14 protein-coding genes, 1 tRNA gene and 1 other RNA gene are annotated in these 15,741 nt (G+C 66.0%); 11 read left to right on the plus strand and 5 right to left on the minus strand.

The window, feature by feature from the left end:
- From AX692_RS08965 to AX692_RS08985, 5 genes are all read left to right on the plus strand, one after another.
- A partial coding sequence (locus AX692_RS08965; RefSeq protein ID WP_330997580.1) for an ATP-dependent helicase C-terminal domain-containing protein occupies positions 1-1,452 on the plus strand: 1,452 nt, incomplete at its 5' end.
- 14 nt (positions 1,453-1,466) lie between these two features.
- A complete protein-coding gene (locus tag AX692_RS08970) occupies positions 1,467-1,745 on the plus strand; it encodes an ETC complex I subunit (RefSeq protein ID WP_073975741.1) in 279 nt (92 codons plus the stop codon).
- Between the two features lie 104 nt (positions 1,746-1,849).
- Positions 1,850-1,944: signal recognition particle sRNA small type (gene ffs / locus AX692_RS08975), an RNA gene on the plus strand.
- 73 nt (positions 1,945-2,017) lie between these two features.
- Positions 2,018-3,844, plus strand: coding sequence for a DNA polymerase III subunit gamma/tau (locus AX692_RS08980; RefSeq protein ID WP_073977640.1), 1,827 nt, complete (start codon positions 2,018-2,020; stop codon positions 3,842-3,844).
- Positions 3,845-3,857: 13 nt separating this feature from the next.
- On the plus strand, positions 3,858-4,199 hold the full coding sequence (locus tag AX692_RS08985; protein ID WP_073973750.1) for a YbaB/EbfC family nucleoid-associated protein: 342 nt from the start codon (positions 3,858-3,860) through the stop codon (positions 4,197-4,199).
- Between the two features lie 7 nt (positions 4,200-4,206).
- On the opposite strand, the gene AX692_RS08990 is transcribed toward AX692_RS08985, so the two are convergent.
- A complete protein-coding gene (locus AX692_RS08990; protein ID WP_073973751.1) occupies positions 4,207-4,608 on the minus strand; it encodes a hypothetical protein in 402 nt (133 codons plus the stop codon).
- A 109-nt stretch (positions 4,609-4,717) separates the two neighbouring features.
- Positions 4,718-5,137: a hypothetical protein gene (locus tag AX692_RS08995; protein WP_073973752.1), complete on the minus strand. Its 420-nt coding sequence runs from the start codon at positions 5,135-5,137 to the stop codon at positions 4,718-4,720.
- A gap of 122 nt (positions 5,138-5,259) precedes the next feature.
- On the opposite strand from AX692_RS08995, the gene lon reads away from it, so the two are divergent.
- Positions 5,260-7,674: an endopeptidase La gene (gene lon, locus AX692_RS09000; protein WP_073973753.1), complete on the plus strand. Its 2,415-nt coding sequence runs from the start codon at positions 5,260-5,262 to the stop codon at positions 7,672-7,674.
- 247 nt (positions 7,675-7,921) lie between these two features.
- On the plus strand, positions 7,922-8,194 hold the full coding sequence (locus tag AX692_RS09005) for an HU family DNA-binding protein (protein ID WP_073973754.1): 273 nt from the start codon (positions 7,922-7,924) through the stop codon (positions 8,192-8,194).
- Positions 8,195-8,276: 82 nt separating this feature from the next.
- Here the strand turns inward: AX692_RS09005 and AX692_RS09010 are convergent, their stop codons facing one another.
- A complete protein-coding gene (locus tag AX692_RS09010) occupies positions 8,277-9,179 on the minus strand; it encodes a hypothetical protein (protein WP_073973755.1) in 903 nt (300 codons plus the stop codon).
- A gap of 25 nt (positions 9,180-9,204) precedes the next feature.
- Entirely contained in the window at positions 9,205-9,996 is a 792-nt protein-coding gene (gene rlmB / locus AX692_RS09015) for a 23S rRNA (guanosine(2251)-2'-O)-methyltransferase RlmB (protein ID WP_073973760.1), read from the minus strand.
- 173 nt (positions 9,997-10,169) lie between these two features.
- On the opposite strand from rlmB, the gene AX692_RS09020 reads away from it, so the two are divergent.
- Together AX692_RS09020 and AX692_RS09025 are read left to right on the plus strand one after the other, a co-directional pair.
- Positions 10,170-10,255: transfer RNA gene (locus AX692_RS09020), tRNA-Tyr, on the plus strand.
- A 197-nt stretch (positions 10,256-10,452) separates the two neighbouring features.
- Positions 10,453-11,664, plus strand: coding sequence for a tyrosine-type recombinase/integrase (locus AX692_RS09025; protein ID WP_073973756.1), 1,212 nt, complete (start codon positions 10,453-10,455; stop codon positions 11,662-11,664).
- 91 nt (positions 11,665-11,755) lie between these two features.
- Here AX692_RS09025 and AX692_RS18995 read toward each other — a convergent pair whose 3' ends face one another.
- The gene (locus tag AX692_RS18995) at positions 11,756-12,412 is read right to left on the minus strand and encodes a lytic transglycosylase domain-containing protein (RefSeq protein ID WP_081095228.1); all 657 of its coding nucleotides are present in this window, start codon (positions 12,410-12,412) and stop codon (positions 11,756-11,758) included.
- 124 nt (positions 12,413-12,536) lie between these two features.
- Between AX692_RS18995 and AX692_RS19000 the strand changes: the two genes are divergently transcribed.
- Together AX692_RS19000 and AX692_RS09040 are read left to right on the plus strand one after the other, a co-directional pair.
- Positions 12,537-13,466 carry a DUF7146 domain-containing protein gene (locus AX692_RS19000; protein WP_081095229.1) on the plus strand — a complete coding sequence of 310 codons (930 nt, stop codon included), beginning with the start codon at positions 12,537-12,539 and terminating at the stop codon, positions 13,464-13,466.
- A gap of 40 nt (positions 13,467-13,506) precedes the next feature.
- Positions 13,507-15,726 (plus strand): strawberry notch-like NTP hydrolase domain-containing protein, encoded by a 2,220-nt coding sequence (locus tag AX692_RS09040; protein ID WP_073973759.1) that lies wholly within the window; start codon positions 13,507-13,509, stop codon positions 15,724-15,726.
- Positions 15,727-15,741 lie beyond the last annotated feature (15 nt).

The following is a 15,741-nucleotide window of genomic DNA, read 5'->3' on the forward strand; positions in this document are numbered from 1 at the left end:
GGGCCGGGGGTGGCCTACCGCCTGTGGGAGGAGGCCGCGCACGCGGGGCTCCCGCCCTTCGCGCCGGCCGAGATCATGCAGGCCGACCTCGCCCCGCTGTTGCTGCGGCTGGCGAAATGGGGGACGGCCGATCCGGCGGGCCTGCCATGGCTCGATCCGCCGCCGGAAGCCTCGACCGCCGCTGCAAGGCGTGCGCTGGAAGCGCTCGGTGCGCTCGATCAGGCCGGGCGGATCACCGCGCTCGGGCAGGCGATCGCGAGCCTGCCGATGGCGCCCGATCAGGCCGCAGCCGTGCTCCACGGGGCGGCGGCGGGCGTGGGCGAGGATGCGGCGCGGCTGGTGATGCTCTTGCAGGAGCGCGGACTGGGCGGGCGCGGGGAGGACCTGATGCAGCGCCTCGTCCGCTGGCGCGGCGACCGCGCGCCGCGCAGCAGCGCGGCGGCGGGGATCGCAAAGCGCTGGGCGGGGCAGGCGGCCAAGCTCGCCAGCGTGATCGGCGAAAGCCCTGTGCAGGACGCCGCCGAGGCGCTTGCGCTCGCCCGGCCCGACTTTGTCGCGCGTCGCCGCGACGCCAGCGGCGAGCACTGGCAGAGCGCCGGGGGGCGGGGCTACATCCTCGACCCCGCCTCGCCGCTCGCCCGCGCCGAGTGGATCGTGATCGGCGACGCGCAGGGGCAAGCCAAGGGTGCGCGCATCACCGCGGGCGCGGAGATCGCGCCAGAACGCATCGCCGCGCTGTTTGCGAGCGAGCTTCAGCAACGCGTCACAACCCGCTGGAATAACGAGAAGAACCGCGTCGAGGCACGGCGTGAACGGCGGCTCGGCGCGATCGTGCTGGCGAGCGTGCCCGAGCCTTCGCCCGATCCTGCGCTGCTTGTGGATATCCTTGTGGAGAAGGCGCTGGAGAAGCTGGGGGAAGTGCTCCCGGCGGGCTTCCTCGCCCGCGCCCGCTTTGCCGGGGTCGAGACGCTTTCGCCCGAAACCCTGCGCACACGCGCTGCCGAGTGGCTCGTCCCGCTGCTCTCCGGTCGTCGTGACCTCGAGTTGCCGCCGCACCGCTATGTCGAGGCGGCATTGAGCCTGCTCGACTGGACCGAGCGACAGGCGCTCGACAAGGCAGCGCCCACGCACTTCACCTCGCCTGCCGATACCCGCCACCTGATCGACTACGCTGGCGACGATGCGCCGAGCGTCGAGGTCAGGGTGCAGGGGCTGTTCGGGCTTGACGCGCAGCCGATGATCGGCAGCACACCGCTGCTGCTCAAGCTCACCAGCCCCGGCGGGCGTCCGGTGCAGTCGACCCGCGATCTTCCCGGCTTCTGGCGCGGCAGCTGGCGCGATGTGGTGAAGGACATGAAGGGCCGCTATCCCAAGCACCGCTGGCCCGACCAGCCTTGGCTGGAGAAGCCGAGCATGAAGACCAAAAATGCCTTCAACCGGAGCGATTCGTGAATTAAGGGGCGGGCATGAGCGCTCGTATCTATCAGAAGCCCAAGCACGCCATGCAGTCCGGCAAGGCCCATACCGACGAGTGGGTGCTGGAATTCGAGCAGCCGGAGGCCCGCTTTGCCGACCCGCTGATGGGCTGGACCGGGAGTGCCGACACCCGGTCGCAGGTGCGCCTGACCTTTCCCGACAAGGATGCGGCCAAGGCCTATGCCGAGAGATACGGCATCCCCGCGCGCGTGATCGCCACGCCGCCCAAGCGCCTGAAGCTCCAGGCCTACGCCGATAATTTTCGCTGATCTTGTTGCGTAGCCCCGTCCGGGTGTTCACGCTTGCGGCCCTTCGGACCTGTTTGAGCCATAATCTCTGTTGAAATTCGCAGTGGCTCCCGCCATATGCCCACCCGGGAGTCGGGTGGACGTTTGCGTCCGCTCACCGTGTCAGGGCCGGAAGGCAGCAGCACAGGTGGATTGCGGCGGGTCGCCCGGCTCCTTTTTCACCGACATCTTTTCACCGGCATCGCCGCCATGCCCTGCATGACAAACCCCGCCCGAGCGCCTAGCTTGGTTCAATGAGCGATTCCGATCCCGACCTGCCCGAGGAAGACACCCGGCCGACCGCCGCCGAGCTCGAGGCGGCAGGGCAGAGCGCGCTGTTCGGCGATCCGGCACCCGCACCCGCGCCCGCGCCGGAGGCGCCTCCGCCAGCGGCCGCGCCCCCCGCCGCGCCCGCTCAGCCCCCTCGGCCCGCACCGGCATCGGCGGGCGGCGCGCAGCCCTACCGCGTGCTCGCCCGCAAGTACCGCCCGCAGACCTTCTCCGAGCTGATCGGGCAGGAGGCTATGGTGCGCACGCTAGCCAATGCCATCGCCCGCGAGCGGCTCGCCCATGCCTTCCTGATGACCGGGGTGCGCGGGGTCGGCAAGACCTCGACCGCGCGGCTGATCGCCAAGGCGCTGAACTGCGTCGGGCCGGATGGGCAGGGCGGGCCGACGATCGACCCCTGCGGGGTGTGCGAGCCCTGCACCGCCATCGCCGAAGGCCGCCATATCGACGTGATCGAGATGGACGCGGCCTCCAACACCGGGGTCGACGATGTGCGCGAGATCATCGAGCAGGTGCGCTATGCGGCGGTCTCGGCGCGCTACAAGATCTACATCATCGACGAAGTCCACATGCTGTCGCGCAACGCTTTCAACGCCTTGCTCAAGACACTTGAGGAACCGCCGCCGCATGTGAAATTCCTGTTCGCCACCACCGAGGTCGACAAGCTTCCGGTCACCGTGCTCAGCCGCACCCAGCGCTTCGACCTGCGGCGCATTCCCGCCGCGCTGCTGGCCGAACATTTCGCCAAGGTCTGCGCCCTCGAAGGCGTGGAGGCCGAGGGTGAGGCATTGAGCATCATCGCCAATGCAGCGGAAGGCTCGGTGCGCGACGGGCTCTCGATCCTCGACCAGGCAATCGCCCATGCCGATCTCGACGGCGAGGGCAAGGTTGCCGCGGCACGCGTGCGCGACATGCTCGGGCTCGCCGACAAGAGCGCGCAGCGCCGCCTGCTCGGGCACCTGTTGTCGGGCGATGCCAAGGCCTTGCTGGCTGCGGTTGACGAGCAATATGCGCTGGGTGTCGAGCCACTCGCGCTGATGCGTGCGCTGATGGACCTTGTCCACCGCGTCACCCTTGCGCAGGTCTCGGGCGGCGAACCCGATGCGGCGGCCGAGGACGAGCGCGCCGCGCTCGCCGATTTCGCCGCGCGGCTCGGGGCGGCGGAGTTGCACCGGCTGTGGCAGTTGCTGCTCAAGGGGCACGACGAGGTGCGCACCGGCCCCGATCCGCTGGTCTCGCTCCAGATGGCGCTGCTGCGCATCCTTCATGCCGCACAGATGCCTGACCCGGGCAAGCTCGCGCGGCGGATCGAGGAGCTGGCGGCGGGCGGGCTCGCAGCTGCGCCGGTGGCCGAGGGCGCCGCGCCGGCCCCCGCGCCGGTGGCGGCCTCGCCCAACCAGAGCTGGGCCACGCTGGTCGACGCGGTCGACGCCTCGGGCCAGCTGCGCATCGCCCAGATGATGCGTGACCGGGTGCGGGTGATCGAGCTCGGTCCCGAGCGCCTCGTCTACCAGCAGGCCGACAGTTTCCCCGATGACCCCGCGCCTGAGATCCGCGAGGCGCTGTTCAAGCTTACGGCCAAGCGCTGGCAGGTCGAGCGCGGCTCCGGGCAAGCGCAGCCCTCCTTGCGCGAAGCTGCCGAGGCCGCTGCCGCCGCCGAGGACGCGCGCATCCGCTCGGACCCCCTGGTCAAGGCCGCATTCGAAGCCTTCCCCGATGCCGAACTGCTGGACGCCCCCTTGAAGGCCGCAGTCGGTGGGGGAAGCCCGAGCTCTAGCCCCCCCTGGAAGTGATGGAGTACCCCCGATGAAGTCGATGGAAGAGATGATGGCCGCCGCCCAGAAGGCTGCCGAGACCATCCAGAAGCAGATGAACGAGATGCAGGTGAAGCTCGATTCGATCGAAGTCGAGGGTCAGGCGGGCGGGGGCCTCGTCAAGGTCCGTGCCAGCGCCAAGGGCCGCATCCTCGGGGTGGCGATCGATGACAGCCTGATGGTGCCCGACGACAAGCAGATCCTCGAGGATCTGGTCGCGGCCGCCTTCAACGACGCGCGCGACCGGGCGGACCGTGTGTCGGAACAGCAGATGAAGGACATGCAGTCCTCGATGGGCCTTCCGCCGGGCTTCAACCTGCCGGGATTGGGGTGAGGCGAGACTAGACCGCCTTTCGTCCGAAGCCCCCGCGCTGTACGGGCGCGGGAGCCGGGGGGGCTGGTTGCGGTGCGGGCTCCTCGCTCTCGCGCAACTTGCGCTGCTCCATGTAGCGCGCAAAGGCCTCGTCTGCGTCGAAGTCGGAGACCGGCAGCTCCTCTTCGCTGAAGCGGCTGCGGCCCTCGGGCTTGCGGTAGGTCTTGCCGGTCGCCACGCCCCACAGGTCGGCCAGTGCGCTGCGCAGGCCGCGCCAGATGCAGATGTTGCCCGCCGCCACCATCAGCAGCTTTGGGAGGGTGCCGCCGACACCCATGTCCATGATCGCTTGCGGCGCGCCCCCACCGTGCAGCGCGGCGGCGGCGATGTTGAGGCCGAGGCCGCAGGCAATCCAGGTCACGGTCTTCATCGCGCGTCGCTCCGGTTCGCACGGACCGAGAAATAGCGGGTGAGGGTTAACACCGCGTGGGGATCTGCCGATCGGTGCATGCGGGGGCGAGACGCTCTCCGAGAGAGGGTCAGGCGCCCTTGCGTCCGAACCCGCGCGGCTGCGGCAGCGGCGTGCTCTGGCCCGACGCGGGAGGAGCCTGCGGCCGGCTATCGCCGCGCTGCTCCATGTAGCGGGCGAAGGCTGCATCGGCATCGAAACTGTCGGAGCCGTCGGCGGGCACGGGGTCAGCCAGACGGCGGGCGGGGCGCGCGTCCCCCTCCGGGCCGCTTCCACCTGATCCGCCGCCCCGATTCTTGCCCGTGAAGTTGTCCCACAGAACCCGACCCGCCTTGATGAAGCAGAACGCGGCGCCGAGCAGGACGGCGAGTGCGAGGAAATAGATCGGCAGACGTTCGCTCGGATTTGTCCCGGTGTCGCCGACAGCTTCGATCGCGTGCGACAGGGCGAGCAACACAAAACCTCCCATCACCCAGAACATCGCCTTCATCACTTCCTCCCATGGGTTGCGGGAGAGCCTAAGCTCAAAGTCTTAAATCTCAGTCATTCATGTCCACAACCTAGCCCGCGTGCCCCATTGCGATGGGCCCTGCCGCTTCCCATATCTCCAACATGACTCAGACCTTCCCCCTGCTCCCCCTTCGCGACATCGTCGTCTTCCCCGGCATGGTCGTGCCCCTTTTCGTCGGGCGCGACAAGTCCGTGGCGGCCTTGGAAGCGGCGATGGAGGCCTCCAAGGACATCGTCCTGCTCGCCCAGCTCGATCCGGGCTGCGACGACCCCGAGGGCGACGACCTCTATGACGTCGGCGTGATCGCGCAGGTGCTCCAGCTGCTCAAGCTCCCCGACGGCACGGTCCGCGTGCTGGTCGAGGGCAAGACCCGCACGCGGCTAAGGGCGCTCGAGGATGTCGGCACGCACCTCGTCGCCGAGGTCGAGACCATCGCGCCCGAGACCGTATCGGGCAGCGAGGTCACCGCGCTGATGCGCCAGGTGGTCGAACAATTCGGCGAGTATGTGAAGCTCAACAAGAAGCTCGGCGAGGATGCGGGCGTCGATCTCTCCGAGGTCGACGACGCCGGCCAGCTTGCCGACACCATTGCCGCCGCGATCAGCGCCAAGGTGGCCGACAAGCAGAGCCTCCTGACCGAGGGCAATCCGCTGAAGCGGCTTGAGCTGGTCATGGCCTTCATGGAAGGCGAACTGTCGGTGCTCCAGGTCGAGCGCCGCATCCGCGGGCGCGTGAAGCGCCAGATGGAAAAGACCCAGCGCGAATACTACCTGAACGAGCAGCTCAAGGCGATCCAGTCCGAGCTCGGCGGCGGGGACGAGGGCGAGGGCAACGAGATTGCCGAGCTCACCGAGAAGATCGAGAAGACCAAGCTTTCCAAGGAAGCCCGCGCAAAAGCTCAGGCGGAGCTGAAGAAGCTGCGCTCGATGCAGCCGATGAGCGCGGAGGCGACGGTGATCCGCAATTATCTCGACGTGCTGCTCGGCCTGCCGTGGGGCACGAAGTCGAAGCTGAAGAAGGACATCGCGCGCGCGCAGAGCGTGCTCGACGCCGATCACTATGCGCTCGAGAAGGTCAAGGACCGGATCGTCGAATACCTCGCGGTGCAGGCGCGCACCAACAAGCTCAAGGGCCCGATCCTGTGCCTCGTCGGCCCGCCGGGCGTGGGCAAGACCAGCCTCGGCAAGTCGATCGCGAAGGCAACGGGCCGCGAATTCGTGCGCCAGTCGCTGGGGGGCGTGCGTGACGAAGCGGAAATCCGCGGTCACCGCCGGACGTACATCGGCTCGATGCCGGGCAAGATCGTTGCCAACCTGCGCAAGGCCGGCACGTCCAACCCGCTGTTCCTGCTCGACGAGATCGACAAGCTCGGCCAGGATTTCCGCGGCGACCCGGCCTCGGCGCTGCTCGAGGTGCTCGATCCCGAGCAGAACGCGAAGTTCCAGGACCACTATCTCGAACTCGATCTCGACCTTTCCGACATCATGTTCGTGTGCACCGCGAACAGCCTCAACCTGCCGCAGCCGCTGCTGGACCGGATGGAGATCATTCGTCTCGAGGGCTATACCGAGGACGAGAAGGTCGAGATTGCCGAGCGGCACCTGATCGAAAAGCAGGTCAAGGCGCACGGGCTCAAGAAGGGCGAATTCACGCTGACGCAGGAGGGCCTTCGCGACCTCATCCGCTACTACACCCGCGAGGCCGGGGTGCGCACGCTCGAGCGCGAGATCGCCAAGCTGGCGAGGAAGTCGCTGCGTCAGATCCTCGAAGGCAAGGCCAAGAGCGTGACGATCACGCCCGAGAACCTCGGCGACTTCTCCGGCGTGCGGCGCTTCAAGCACGGCGTTTCGGAAGAGGAGGCGCAGGTCGGCGCGGTGACGGGCCTCGCGTGGACCTCGGTCGGCGGCGAGCTGCTGACGATCGAAAGCGTCACCACTCCCGGCAAGGGCGAGATCAAGACGACGGGAAAGCTCGGCCAGGTGATGAACGAGAGCGTCGCGGCGGCCTTCAGCTTCGTCAAGGCCCGCGCGCCTGCCTATGGCATCAAGCCTTCGGTGTTCAACCGCAAGAACGTCCACATCCACCTGCCCGAAGGCGCGGTGCCCAAGGACGGGCCGAGCGCCGGCATCGGGATGGTCACGTCGATCGTCTCGACGCTGACCGGCATTGCGGTACGCCCCGATGTGGCGATGACCGGCGAGGTCACGCTGCGCGGACGTGTGCTGGCGATCGGCGGGCTCAAGGAAAAGCTGCTTGCGGCGCTGCGGGGCGGCATCAAGACCGTCCTCATACCCGAGGAGAACGTCAAGGACCTCGCCGAGATTCCCGCCAACGCGCGGGAAGGCCTCGAGATCGTCGCGGTGAGCCATGTCGACGAGGTGCTCGCCCGCGCGCTGGTCGAGCCGCTTGCGGCGATCGAGTGGACCGAGGCCGACGATCTCGCGAGCCAGCCGGCCGCTCCCACCCCCACTTCGGGCACATCGGGTGCGTCAGGAGAGGTGCCAACCGCGCACTGAGCCGCTAGAAGGCCGCCACTTGCCGTGATTCGCGGCAGGGTCGCATTTATCCGTCAGTCGGCAAAGCGGGACCGAGCCCTTGCGTCCAATCCAGGTTAGGCGCGGGAAGTTCCATGTCTTTTTGTGCGCGCCCGGGCCCGAAGCCGGATAGGCTTTGACAGGGTTGGCAAAAAGGTCTCAATTTGCGGGCTTTCGACAAACGCGATTCCACCGATACGACGAAATTCTGAAGCGAGGGGGTTCCCATATGAATAAGAACGACCTGATCAGCGAAGTTGCCAACGCGAGCGGTCTTTCGAAGAACGATGCATCGAGCGCGGTCGAAAGCGTGTTCGACGCGATCACCAAGGCGCTTTCGAGTGGCGACGAGGTGCGGCTGGTCGGCTTCGGCACCTTCTCGGTCGCCAAGCGCAAGGCATCGACGGGGCGCAATCCGCGCACCGGCGAGCCAATGAAGATCAAGGCCTCCAACCAGCCCAAGTTCAAGGCGGGCAAGGGGCTTAAGGACGCGGTCAACTAAGCCGCGCGCATCAGTTACAGGGGCATGAAAAACCCCGCCAGCGACGCCGCTGGCGGGGTTTTTCTTTAGCGATCGGTCTTGCTCAGTTCCCGGCGGCGATCAGCGCGGTCGGGGCCTGCGAGGTGCGCGGGTTGATCTGCCACACCAGCGCCTCGCCCGCCGCACCCGCGACCGGGCCTTCGTCGGTGTTATTGGCAAGGATGCGCATGCCGGCCGCGGCGCGGACGGTGAATGTGCCGTCGATCTGGGGCACGCCCGGAATTGCGGCCGGGTCCTTGCCCGCCTCGCGCGCTTCCTCGGCTGCGCCCATCGCCGCAAGTCCCGCGAAGGAGCCAGCACCCAGCACCGTGCCGAGCCCCCCGCTCTCGGGGCTCTGCGCGGCAAAGCCGGGCGCGTTGATCCGCACCTGACCGCCCTTGCGCAGGTAGACCTGCAAGAAGGGGTTGGTGGCGGGAAAGCCCTCGATCAGCGGGAACAGGAAGTCGTGCCCCATCGTGCCGGTGATCCGGTAGCTGACATCGAACACCCCGTCGCCCTTGTGGACCACACGCTCCCAGCCCTTCTGGCGCTGGAGGATCTTGACGAGCTCGTCGGCGGCCTTGGGATCGGACGGGTCGATCCCGCCCATCAGCGCGGCCATCTGCTGAGCCTGCTTCTTTTCCCGCTCGGCACGCTCGGCCGCGCCCGCTTCCCAATCGGCGCGCTGGGCGGCGAGTTCCTCTTCCGAGCAATCGCGCGGCTCGAAGGTGTCGTCATTGTAGCATTCGTTCGGGGTGAACTGCTCTTTCCCCGCATCCATCTGCGCCAGCTTGGAGAGGCCGAGGAAGAAGATCTCGCCTTCATAGGTGAAGGTGAAGCTGTCCGGCCCGGTGATCGCGAGCTCGGAGGTGAACTTGCCCGGCGTCATGAAGCAGCCGCTGAGCGCCAGCGCGAAGCCGGCGAGCAGCGCGGCGGCGCGCAGGCGAATGTCAGTGAATATGGTCATGGTATTTCCCCCTCTCGCTGGTCTTCTACCCCCGCGAGGCCACCGCATAAAGCGCAATCGCGCCGGCGTTGGAGACATTGAGGCTCTCGATCGCCGATGAGATCGGCAGCTTCGCCAGCACGTCGCAATGCGCGGCGATGTTGTGCCTGAGCCCCTCGCCCTCCGCGCCGAGCACGATCGCGACCGGGCCGGTGGGGAGGATGTCGGCGAGCACCGCCTCGGCCTCGCCCGCCAGGCCGATGCGCCAGTAGCCCGCCTCGGCCAGCTCCTCGAGCGCGCGGGCGAGGTTGACGACGCGCACCCAGGGCACGGTCTCCAATGCGCCCGAAGCCGCCTTGGCGAGCACGCCGCCTTCGGGCGGGGCGTGGCGGTCCTGCGTGACGATTGCCGCCGCGCCGAAGGCCGCCGCCGAGCGCAGGATCGCGCCCACGTTGTGCGGGTCGGTGACCTGGTCGAGCACCACGATCGGCCGGTCGGCTTCGCCCAGCGCGACCTCGTCGAGAAACACGTCCTCTAGCGGGGCGCATTCGAGCACCAAGCCCTGATGCGGCGCGTCCTTGGCCACCAGCCGGGCGAGATCGGCAGCCTGCGCGTGCTCGATAGGAAAATCGGGCGGCAGCTCGCCATCAAGGCTCTCGATCCCTTCGGGCGTTGCCCAGAGCTTCCTGTGCTGGCGCTCGGGGTTCTTCAATGCCGCCTCGACCGCGTGGCGGCCCCACAGGCGCACCTGTCCGCTCGAGGCGCGGCCCGATCCGCGCCCGCCCTTCATCCGTCCGGCGCGGCCCCGCAGGGCGCGCTTCTTTTCACCTTTGCTCATGTTGGCTCCCGCCGCAGGCATCTCAAACGCGCCCCCTGCCAGCAGGGGCATTGACAGGCAAGCACCGCTTCGCCAAAGGGGCGCCTCTCGGCAGCGGGGCCCCTCGGGGACTCGCGCAATTTCAGCGCTGCATGGCGCTTCGAGATGCCCCTCCGCGATGCGGTGGACTGTGTGGACAGGTGGCCGAGTGGTTAAAGGCAGCAGACTGTAAATCTGCCCGCGCAAGCGTACGCTGGTTCGAATCCAGCCCTGTCCACCACCCCCTTATCCGCAAGCATCCACGAATGACCGTGGAAATCCCGGAAAACCTAGGGTATTCTGCACTTCTTGGCCCGCATTTGTCCGCTGCTGTTTGCATGCAGCCGGAGGCTAGTGTGGGAGGGGTGTGGGAGTAAATCGGCTTACTCCCACACTACGACCCCTCCCGGGGTGGGCTTGAAAGTGTGGGAGTAAGAAATGGGCAAGCTCACGGCAGTTGCGGTCAAGGCGGCGATGGCGAATCCTGGCACCTATCAGGATGGCGATGGATTGGTTCTCAGGGTGGATAAGCGCGGTGGAGCCTACTGGGTCCTACGGCTTCAGCGAGACGGCAAGCGGCAGGATATCGGCTTGGGTAGCGCAAAGCAGATGACACTTGCAGAAGCGCGGCAAAAAGCCACGGTCTTGCGTAAGGCGGTCAAGGTCGACCACCGCGACGTTCTCGCCGAGAAAAAAGACGATGCCGCCGCCAAGGTGACGTTCCGAGCTGCTGCGACTCAGTACCACAGCGAAAACGAAGCGGGCTGGAAAAGCGCAGTCTATGCGCGCCAGTGGCTCGCCAGTCTTGAAAACTACGCCTTCAAGAAACTGGGGGACATGCCGACCGGTAGCATCAGCAGTGCCGATATCATCGCCGTGCTGACGCCGATCTGGCAGGAAATCCCAGATACTGCCCGCCAAGTGCGTAACCGGATTTGCGCCGTGCTGGATTATTCCCATGCGAAGGGCTGGCGCTCCCGCGAGGCCCCATCGGGCAATGGCAGCCTGAAGGCGGGTCGCGGTCTGCCACGGCAAGTGAAGGCGCGTGAGAATCGCAAAGCCATGCCCTATGTCGCGCTTCCCGGTTTCCTCACTGCCTTGCGGCGCAAACCATCCTTCGGGCGGCTTGCGCTGGAACTGCTCATCCTGACTGGAGTGCGCAGTCAGGAGGTCCGGCTGGCGACATGGTCCGAGTTTGACCTGGAGAGCCGTCTGTGGACGATCCCCGCCGAGCATATGAAGCGCAGCAAGGCACACATCGTGCCGCTGTCTGACGAAGCTCTGGCGGTGCTGGGGAAAGCTGATGCCCTGCGGATGTCGGAAAGCGACGTCGTGTTCCCCGGGGTGGCTGGCAAGCCCATGTCTGACATGACGCTGCTAAAGGTGCTGCGCGACATGAGCGAACCTTACCACGTCCACGGCTTCCGCTCCTCGTTCACGGATTGGGCAGCAAATGAAGGCATCCCCGATGCCGTGGTAGAAGCGGCCCTAGCGCACAAGACGCCCGACGCAGTGCAGGCCGCCTATCGCCGCACAACCTATCTCGGGACCCCAGACCAGCCGGGCGCGCGCGTGAAGTTGATGGATGCCTGGGGGCGTTATTGTCTGGGGGTGACAACGGGCTCGGCCAAGGCAGCTCCGCAGGCCTGAGGGTCGGAACAGTTTACCTAAGCTGTCGCGCGACAGCAGGGGAGAGGGCAAGCTCCCACATAGACTGTCGCTCTACAATTCGGAGCGACCGCTAAAAGCGCCAATGGCGAAGGACGTCGCGGACATAGCCGGGGGTTTCGCCATTTCGCGGTATACCGCCCGCGCGTTCGACTGCGCCTGGACCGGCATTGTAGGCTGCGACAGCGAGGTGAACCACGCCGAACCTGTCGAGCATCTGCCTCAGATACCGCGCCGCGCCGAAGATATTGGCCATGGGGTCAAAGCGATTGAAGACGCCGAGTTCCTTTGCCGTTGCTGGCATCAGCTGACCAAGGCCCGCAGCGCCTGCCGGGCTGACAGCGAGGGGGTTGTAGCGAGATTCTGTCCAGACGAGCGCGTCGAGCAGGCCGCTGGGCAGTGAATACTTCGCTTCCGCCGCATAGACGTGGGGCAGGTAGCTCGCCCGCCTAAACCCGGATGGGGCAGTTTTGGCTTTGGGTTCGTATCTGTAAGGTAGATTGACCCGGCCATTTTCTGCCAAGGTCAAACTTGATGCCGGGGCATCCTGTGCGGATCGCCAGAGCCCATGCTCGACCAACTGAAATCCGTTCGATCCTTCGGCAATCCGAATGCCGCCTGAAGGACCGGCATGTTGCTCCGGTAGATCTGACATTGGCAGATCCTGGGCATTGGCAGGAATGGCTGATGCGATGGCAATGCCACCGATCAAAAGAGCTTTTATTGTCATTTCTCGATCCTTCTATAGCCGAATCGAGTGAGAACATATAAAGAACAAACGATGTAGGAAAATGCTTTGGCGCTGGTGCAGAGCGGAGGCTGCGCGGGGAGGGCACCTCAACCGGAGTAGGTCGATGCCCCAGCTAGAGAGAAGTCATCAACTCGAACGCCGTGCCCGCACGATTGTCGAACGCCTCAAGGGAATATGGCGCCAGGGCAAGGGCATGTGCTGCTGTCCTGCCCACGACGACCGCACACCGTCGCTCAGCGTGACCTTGGGGCGAAAGGCCATCCTGTTCCATTGCTTCGCCGGATGTTCGAATGAGGACGTCATTGCTGCATTGGATCGCCAGGGCGTTCGCAGCCGAGAGCTCTTTGATGGTTCTGGTCCTGCGACAGCTGATCGGCAAAATCAGAGTGACTTCAGTCCCAATGCGCGACGCTTGTGGCAATCGGCATCGGCGATCTCCGACAGCCCGGTCGAACGATATCTCGCACAGCGCGGTCTCCAGCGCGCATCTGACCAGTTCCGCTACCTTGAACGTACGCCGCTCGGGCCAAGCGGAGCAGTTAAGTTTCTCCCTGCGATGCTGGCCGCAGTAACGACTGATGTTGGCGTTATCGCAGTACATAGGACATTTCTCGATGTGGCGAGTGGCAAGCTGGCCCGTTTCGAGCGGCCCAAGCGTGCGCTTGGCACCCTTGGCTGTGGTGCCGTCAGACTTGCGCCGCCGGTGCAGGGGCGCCTGGGACTTGCTGAAGGGATCGAGAGCGCTCTTTCCGCCATGCAGTTGTTCGGGATCCCGTGCTGGGCAACGCTTGGAAACGAGCGTTTCGGCCTCGTTGCGATCCCCGAAAGTGTGCAGGAGCTCTACCTGTTCATCGACAATGATGCCGGAGGGGCTCTCGCCGAGGAGCGAGCGCTGAAAGCATACTCTGCGCCTAATCGTGTCATCCACTCACGAGCACCAGCCTCGCCCGGTTTGGACTGGAACGATGAGCTGAAGTCCCGGCTTGCCCGAAAACCTGATCCATCGAGCAGAGGGGAGGGGGCTTTCGACTGATTGAGGCCTGCCCGCCGCAGGACCTCGTCAGGAGGTTCCCATGTCCAATTCTTCCCTCGCCTTCGCATTCGATGAACCATCACCACCCGTCATTGTGATGGCGGCCCAGACCATGGCATCCGAGTTGGAGGCAGGCCGCGCGCTTTCACGCAGCGACGTCACGCGCATCATGACAGACCACTTCGGGGGGAGCGATGCTCTCGGGCGTTGGTCAGTTCGTGACGCCCATGCAGCTACCGAGCTGGCACAGGTTCAATACCTGCGAGCAGCGGATCAGATCCTGCTCTCGGCGTCGATCGACGAGGCGGAACAGTTCTTCTGCTCCCTCGATGCCCGACTGCCGACCCAGACCAATCGCAGCGACGAGCAGATCGAATGGCAGCAGTTTGCGACGCCGCCGCGCCTTGCCTGGCTTGCTGCTCGGGCCTGCGCGCTGGCGACTGACGAGCTTGTGCTGGAACCCTCGGCCGGAACGGGCATGCTCGCGGTCTGGGCCGCCAAGGCTGCCTCGCGCCTTGCTCTAAACGAAATCTCGCCGCTCCGCCGCGACTGCCTGAATGCCCTGTTCCCGGCTGCCCGATTGGCCGGCCATGACGCTGAGCTGATCGACGAACTGCTCGATCGCGCCATCACCCCAAGCGTCGTGTTGATGAACCCTCCCTATTCGCACGGCATCGAGCGAGGGCACGACAGTCGCACCGGCTCGCGCCACCTGAGGTCGGCATGGAACCGTCTGGCGTCCGGCGGTCGGCTTGTCGCAATCATGCCCGAATGGTTCGACTGCGCGAAGTTTCTGGCGGGGTTGAAGGGACCGGTCTCGCTACGGCTCAATGCCGCCGTCGAACGTGCGTTCGTCAAGCGTGGCACCGGCATCACCACGCGGCTGCTGGTTCTCGACAAGGTGGACGACTCCCATGAGCCTGTGGCCATCCGCACAACCGACTTTCGCCAGCTGGTCGATCTCGTCGATGCCTTGCCGGATCGCGCCGGCTTGGCGGCTGCTTCCGAGCAATCAAGCCTTCCGGCTCGTGCGCCGTTTCGCCTGGTCGCCGCGCCGCGCAGACCGCTGCCGACACCACCAGCCAGGATTACTTCTGCAGCCGCTTCCATCGGGTCGCTCACCTACCAGTCGCTCGAAACCCTTGCGCCGCTTGCCCCTCAGTTCGGCCACTATCTGCCCTATCGTCCGAGCAGGATCGTGATCCATGGCGCAGCCGAGCATCCGACGCCGCTCGTTGAGTCGGTCGCCATGGGGTCGATCGCCGCGCCGATGCCCGAAGCTGTGCCGCAGCTGCCCGACGGGCTGATTTCCAAGGGGCTGCTGTCTGCTGCCCAGGCAGAGACCCTGATCTACGCGGCTAGCGCCCATGCGCGCGATCTACCCGGCCGGTTCGAGGCAGAGGACGAAGGCTGCTCGCTCAAGGCATCGGCAGAAGGCCAGACCTACCGGCAGGGCTATTTCCTTGGAGATGGAACCGGCGCCGGCAAGGGCCGTCAGGTTGCGAGCGTCATTCTTGATCGATGGGTGCGCGGGGAACGCCGCCATATCTGGATTTCGAAGAACGAGGCGCTGCTCGAAGATGCCCGGCGCGACTGGGCTGCGCTTGGCGGCCTGCCGATCGACATCCAGCCTCTGGCATCCTGGAAGCTCGGCACCCCGATCGCGATGCGCGAGGGCATTCTCTTCGTGACCTATCCGACCCTGCGTTCAGGCCGAAACGATGCGACCCGCCTCGACCAGATTCTCGCTTGGGCAGGGGACGACTTCGACGGCGTCATCGTGTTCGACGAGGCGCACGCCATGGCCAATGCTGCTGGCGGCGAAGGATCGCGCGGCAAGGCCAAGGGATCGGAGCAGGGTATCGCTGGCGTGCGCCTGCAGAACCTCCTGCCGCGGGCACGCGTGCTCTACGCCTCGGCAACAGGTGCGTCCGACGTCAACAACCTGGCCTATGCCACGCGCCTCGGGCTTTGGGGTCTGGAGACCGCCTTCGCCAATCGCGAGGCCTTCGTCGCCGACATTCGGGACGGCGGGATCGCAGCGATGGAACTGGTTGCGCGGGACCTCAAGTCGCTAGGCCTCTACACCGCGCGCGCTCTCTCCTTCGCCGGCGTCGAATACGAGATCCTCGAGCATTGCCTGACCGAGGATCAGATCGCCGTCTACGATGCCTACGCTGAAGCCTGGGCGATCTTATGCGCAGCTGCGCATAAGATCGTTTATCGCGAGGAAGCGATAATGCGCAGGAACGCGGCGTAGGCCCCGCCAGACTGC

This window comes from Erythrobacter donghaensis (genome assembly GCF_001557325.1).
GTDB classification, from domain to species: domain Bacteria; phylum Pseudomonadota; class Alphaproteobacteria; order Sphingomonadales; family Sphingomonadaceae; genus Erythrobacter; species Erythrobacter donghaensis_B.

Coding starts and splice junctions, on each gene's coding strand:
- AX692_RS08995 (WP_073973752.1), bottom strand. CDS start 5,137: ATGAAGGCGATGTTCTGGGTGATGGGAGGTTTTGTGTTGCTCGCCCTG.
- AX692_RS08970 (WP_073975741.1), top strand. CDS start 1,467: ATGAGCGCTCGTATCTATCAGAAGCCCAAGCACGCCATGCAGTCCGGC.
- AX692_RS08990 (WP_073973751.1), bottom strand. CDS start 4,608: ATGAAGACCGTGACCTGGATTGCCTGCGGCCTCGGCCTCAACATCGCC.
- AX692_RS09010 (WP_073973755.1), bottom strand. CDS start 9,179: ATGACCATATTCACTGACATTCGCCTGCGCGCCGCCGCGCTGCTCGCC.
- lon (WP_073973753.1), top strand. CDS start 5,260: ATGACTCAGACCTTCCCCCTGCTCCCCCTTCGCGACATCGTCGTCTTC.
- AX692_RS08980 (WP_073977640.1), top strand. CDS start 2,018: ATGAGCGATTCCGATCCCGACCTGCCCGAGGAAGACACCCGGCCGACC.
- AX692_RS18995 (WP_081095228.1), bottom strand. CDS start 12,412: ATGACAATAAAAGCTCTTTTGATCGGTGGCATTGCCATCGCATCAGCC.
- AX692_RS09040 (WP_073973759.1), top strand. CDS start 13,507: ATGTCCAATTCTTCCCTCGCCTTCGCATTCGATGAACCATCACCACCC.
- AX692_RS09005 (WP_073973754.1), top strand. CDS start 7,922: ATGAATAAGAACGACCTGATCAGCGAAGTTGCCAACGCGAGCGGTCTT.
- AX692_RS08985 (WP_073973750.1), top strand. CDS start 3,858: ATGAAGTCGATGGAAGAGATGATGGCCGCCGCCCAGAAGGCTGCCGAG.
- AX692_RS19000 (WP_081095229.1), top strand. CDS start 12,537: ATGCCCCAGCTAGAGAGAAGTCATCAACTCGAACGCCGTGCCCGCACG.
- AX692_RS09025 (WP_073973756.1), top strand. CDS start 10,453: ATGGGCAAGCTCACGGCAGTTGCGGTCAAGGCGGCGATGGCGAATCCT.
- rlmB (WP_073973760.1), bottom strand. CDS start 9,996: ATGAGCAAAGGTGAAAAGAAGCGCGCCCTGCGGGGCCGCGCCGGACGG.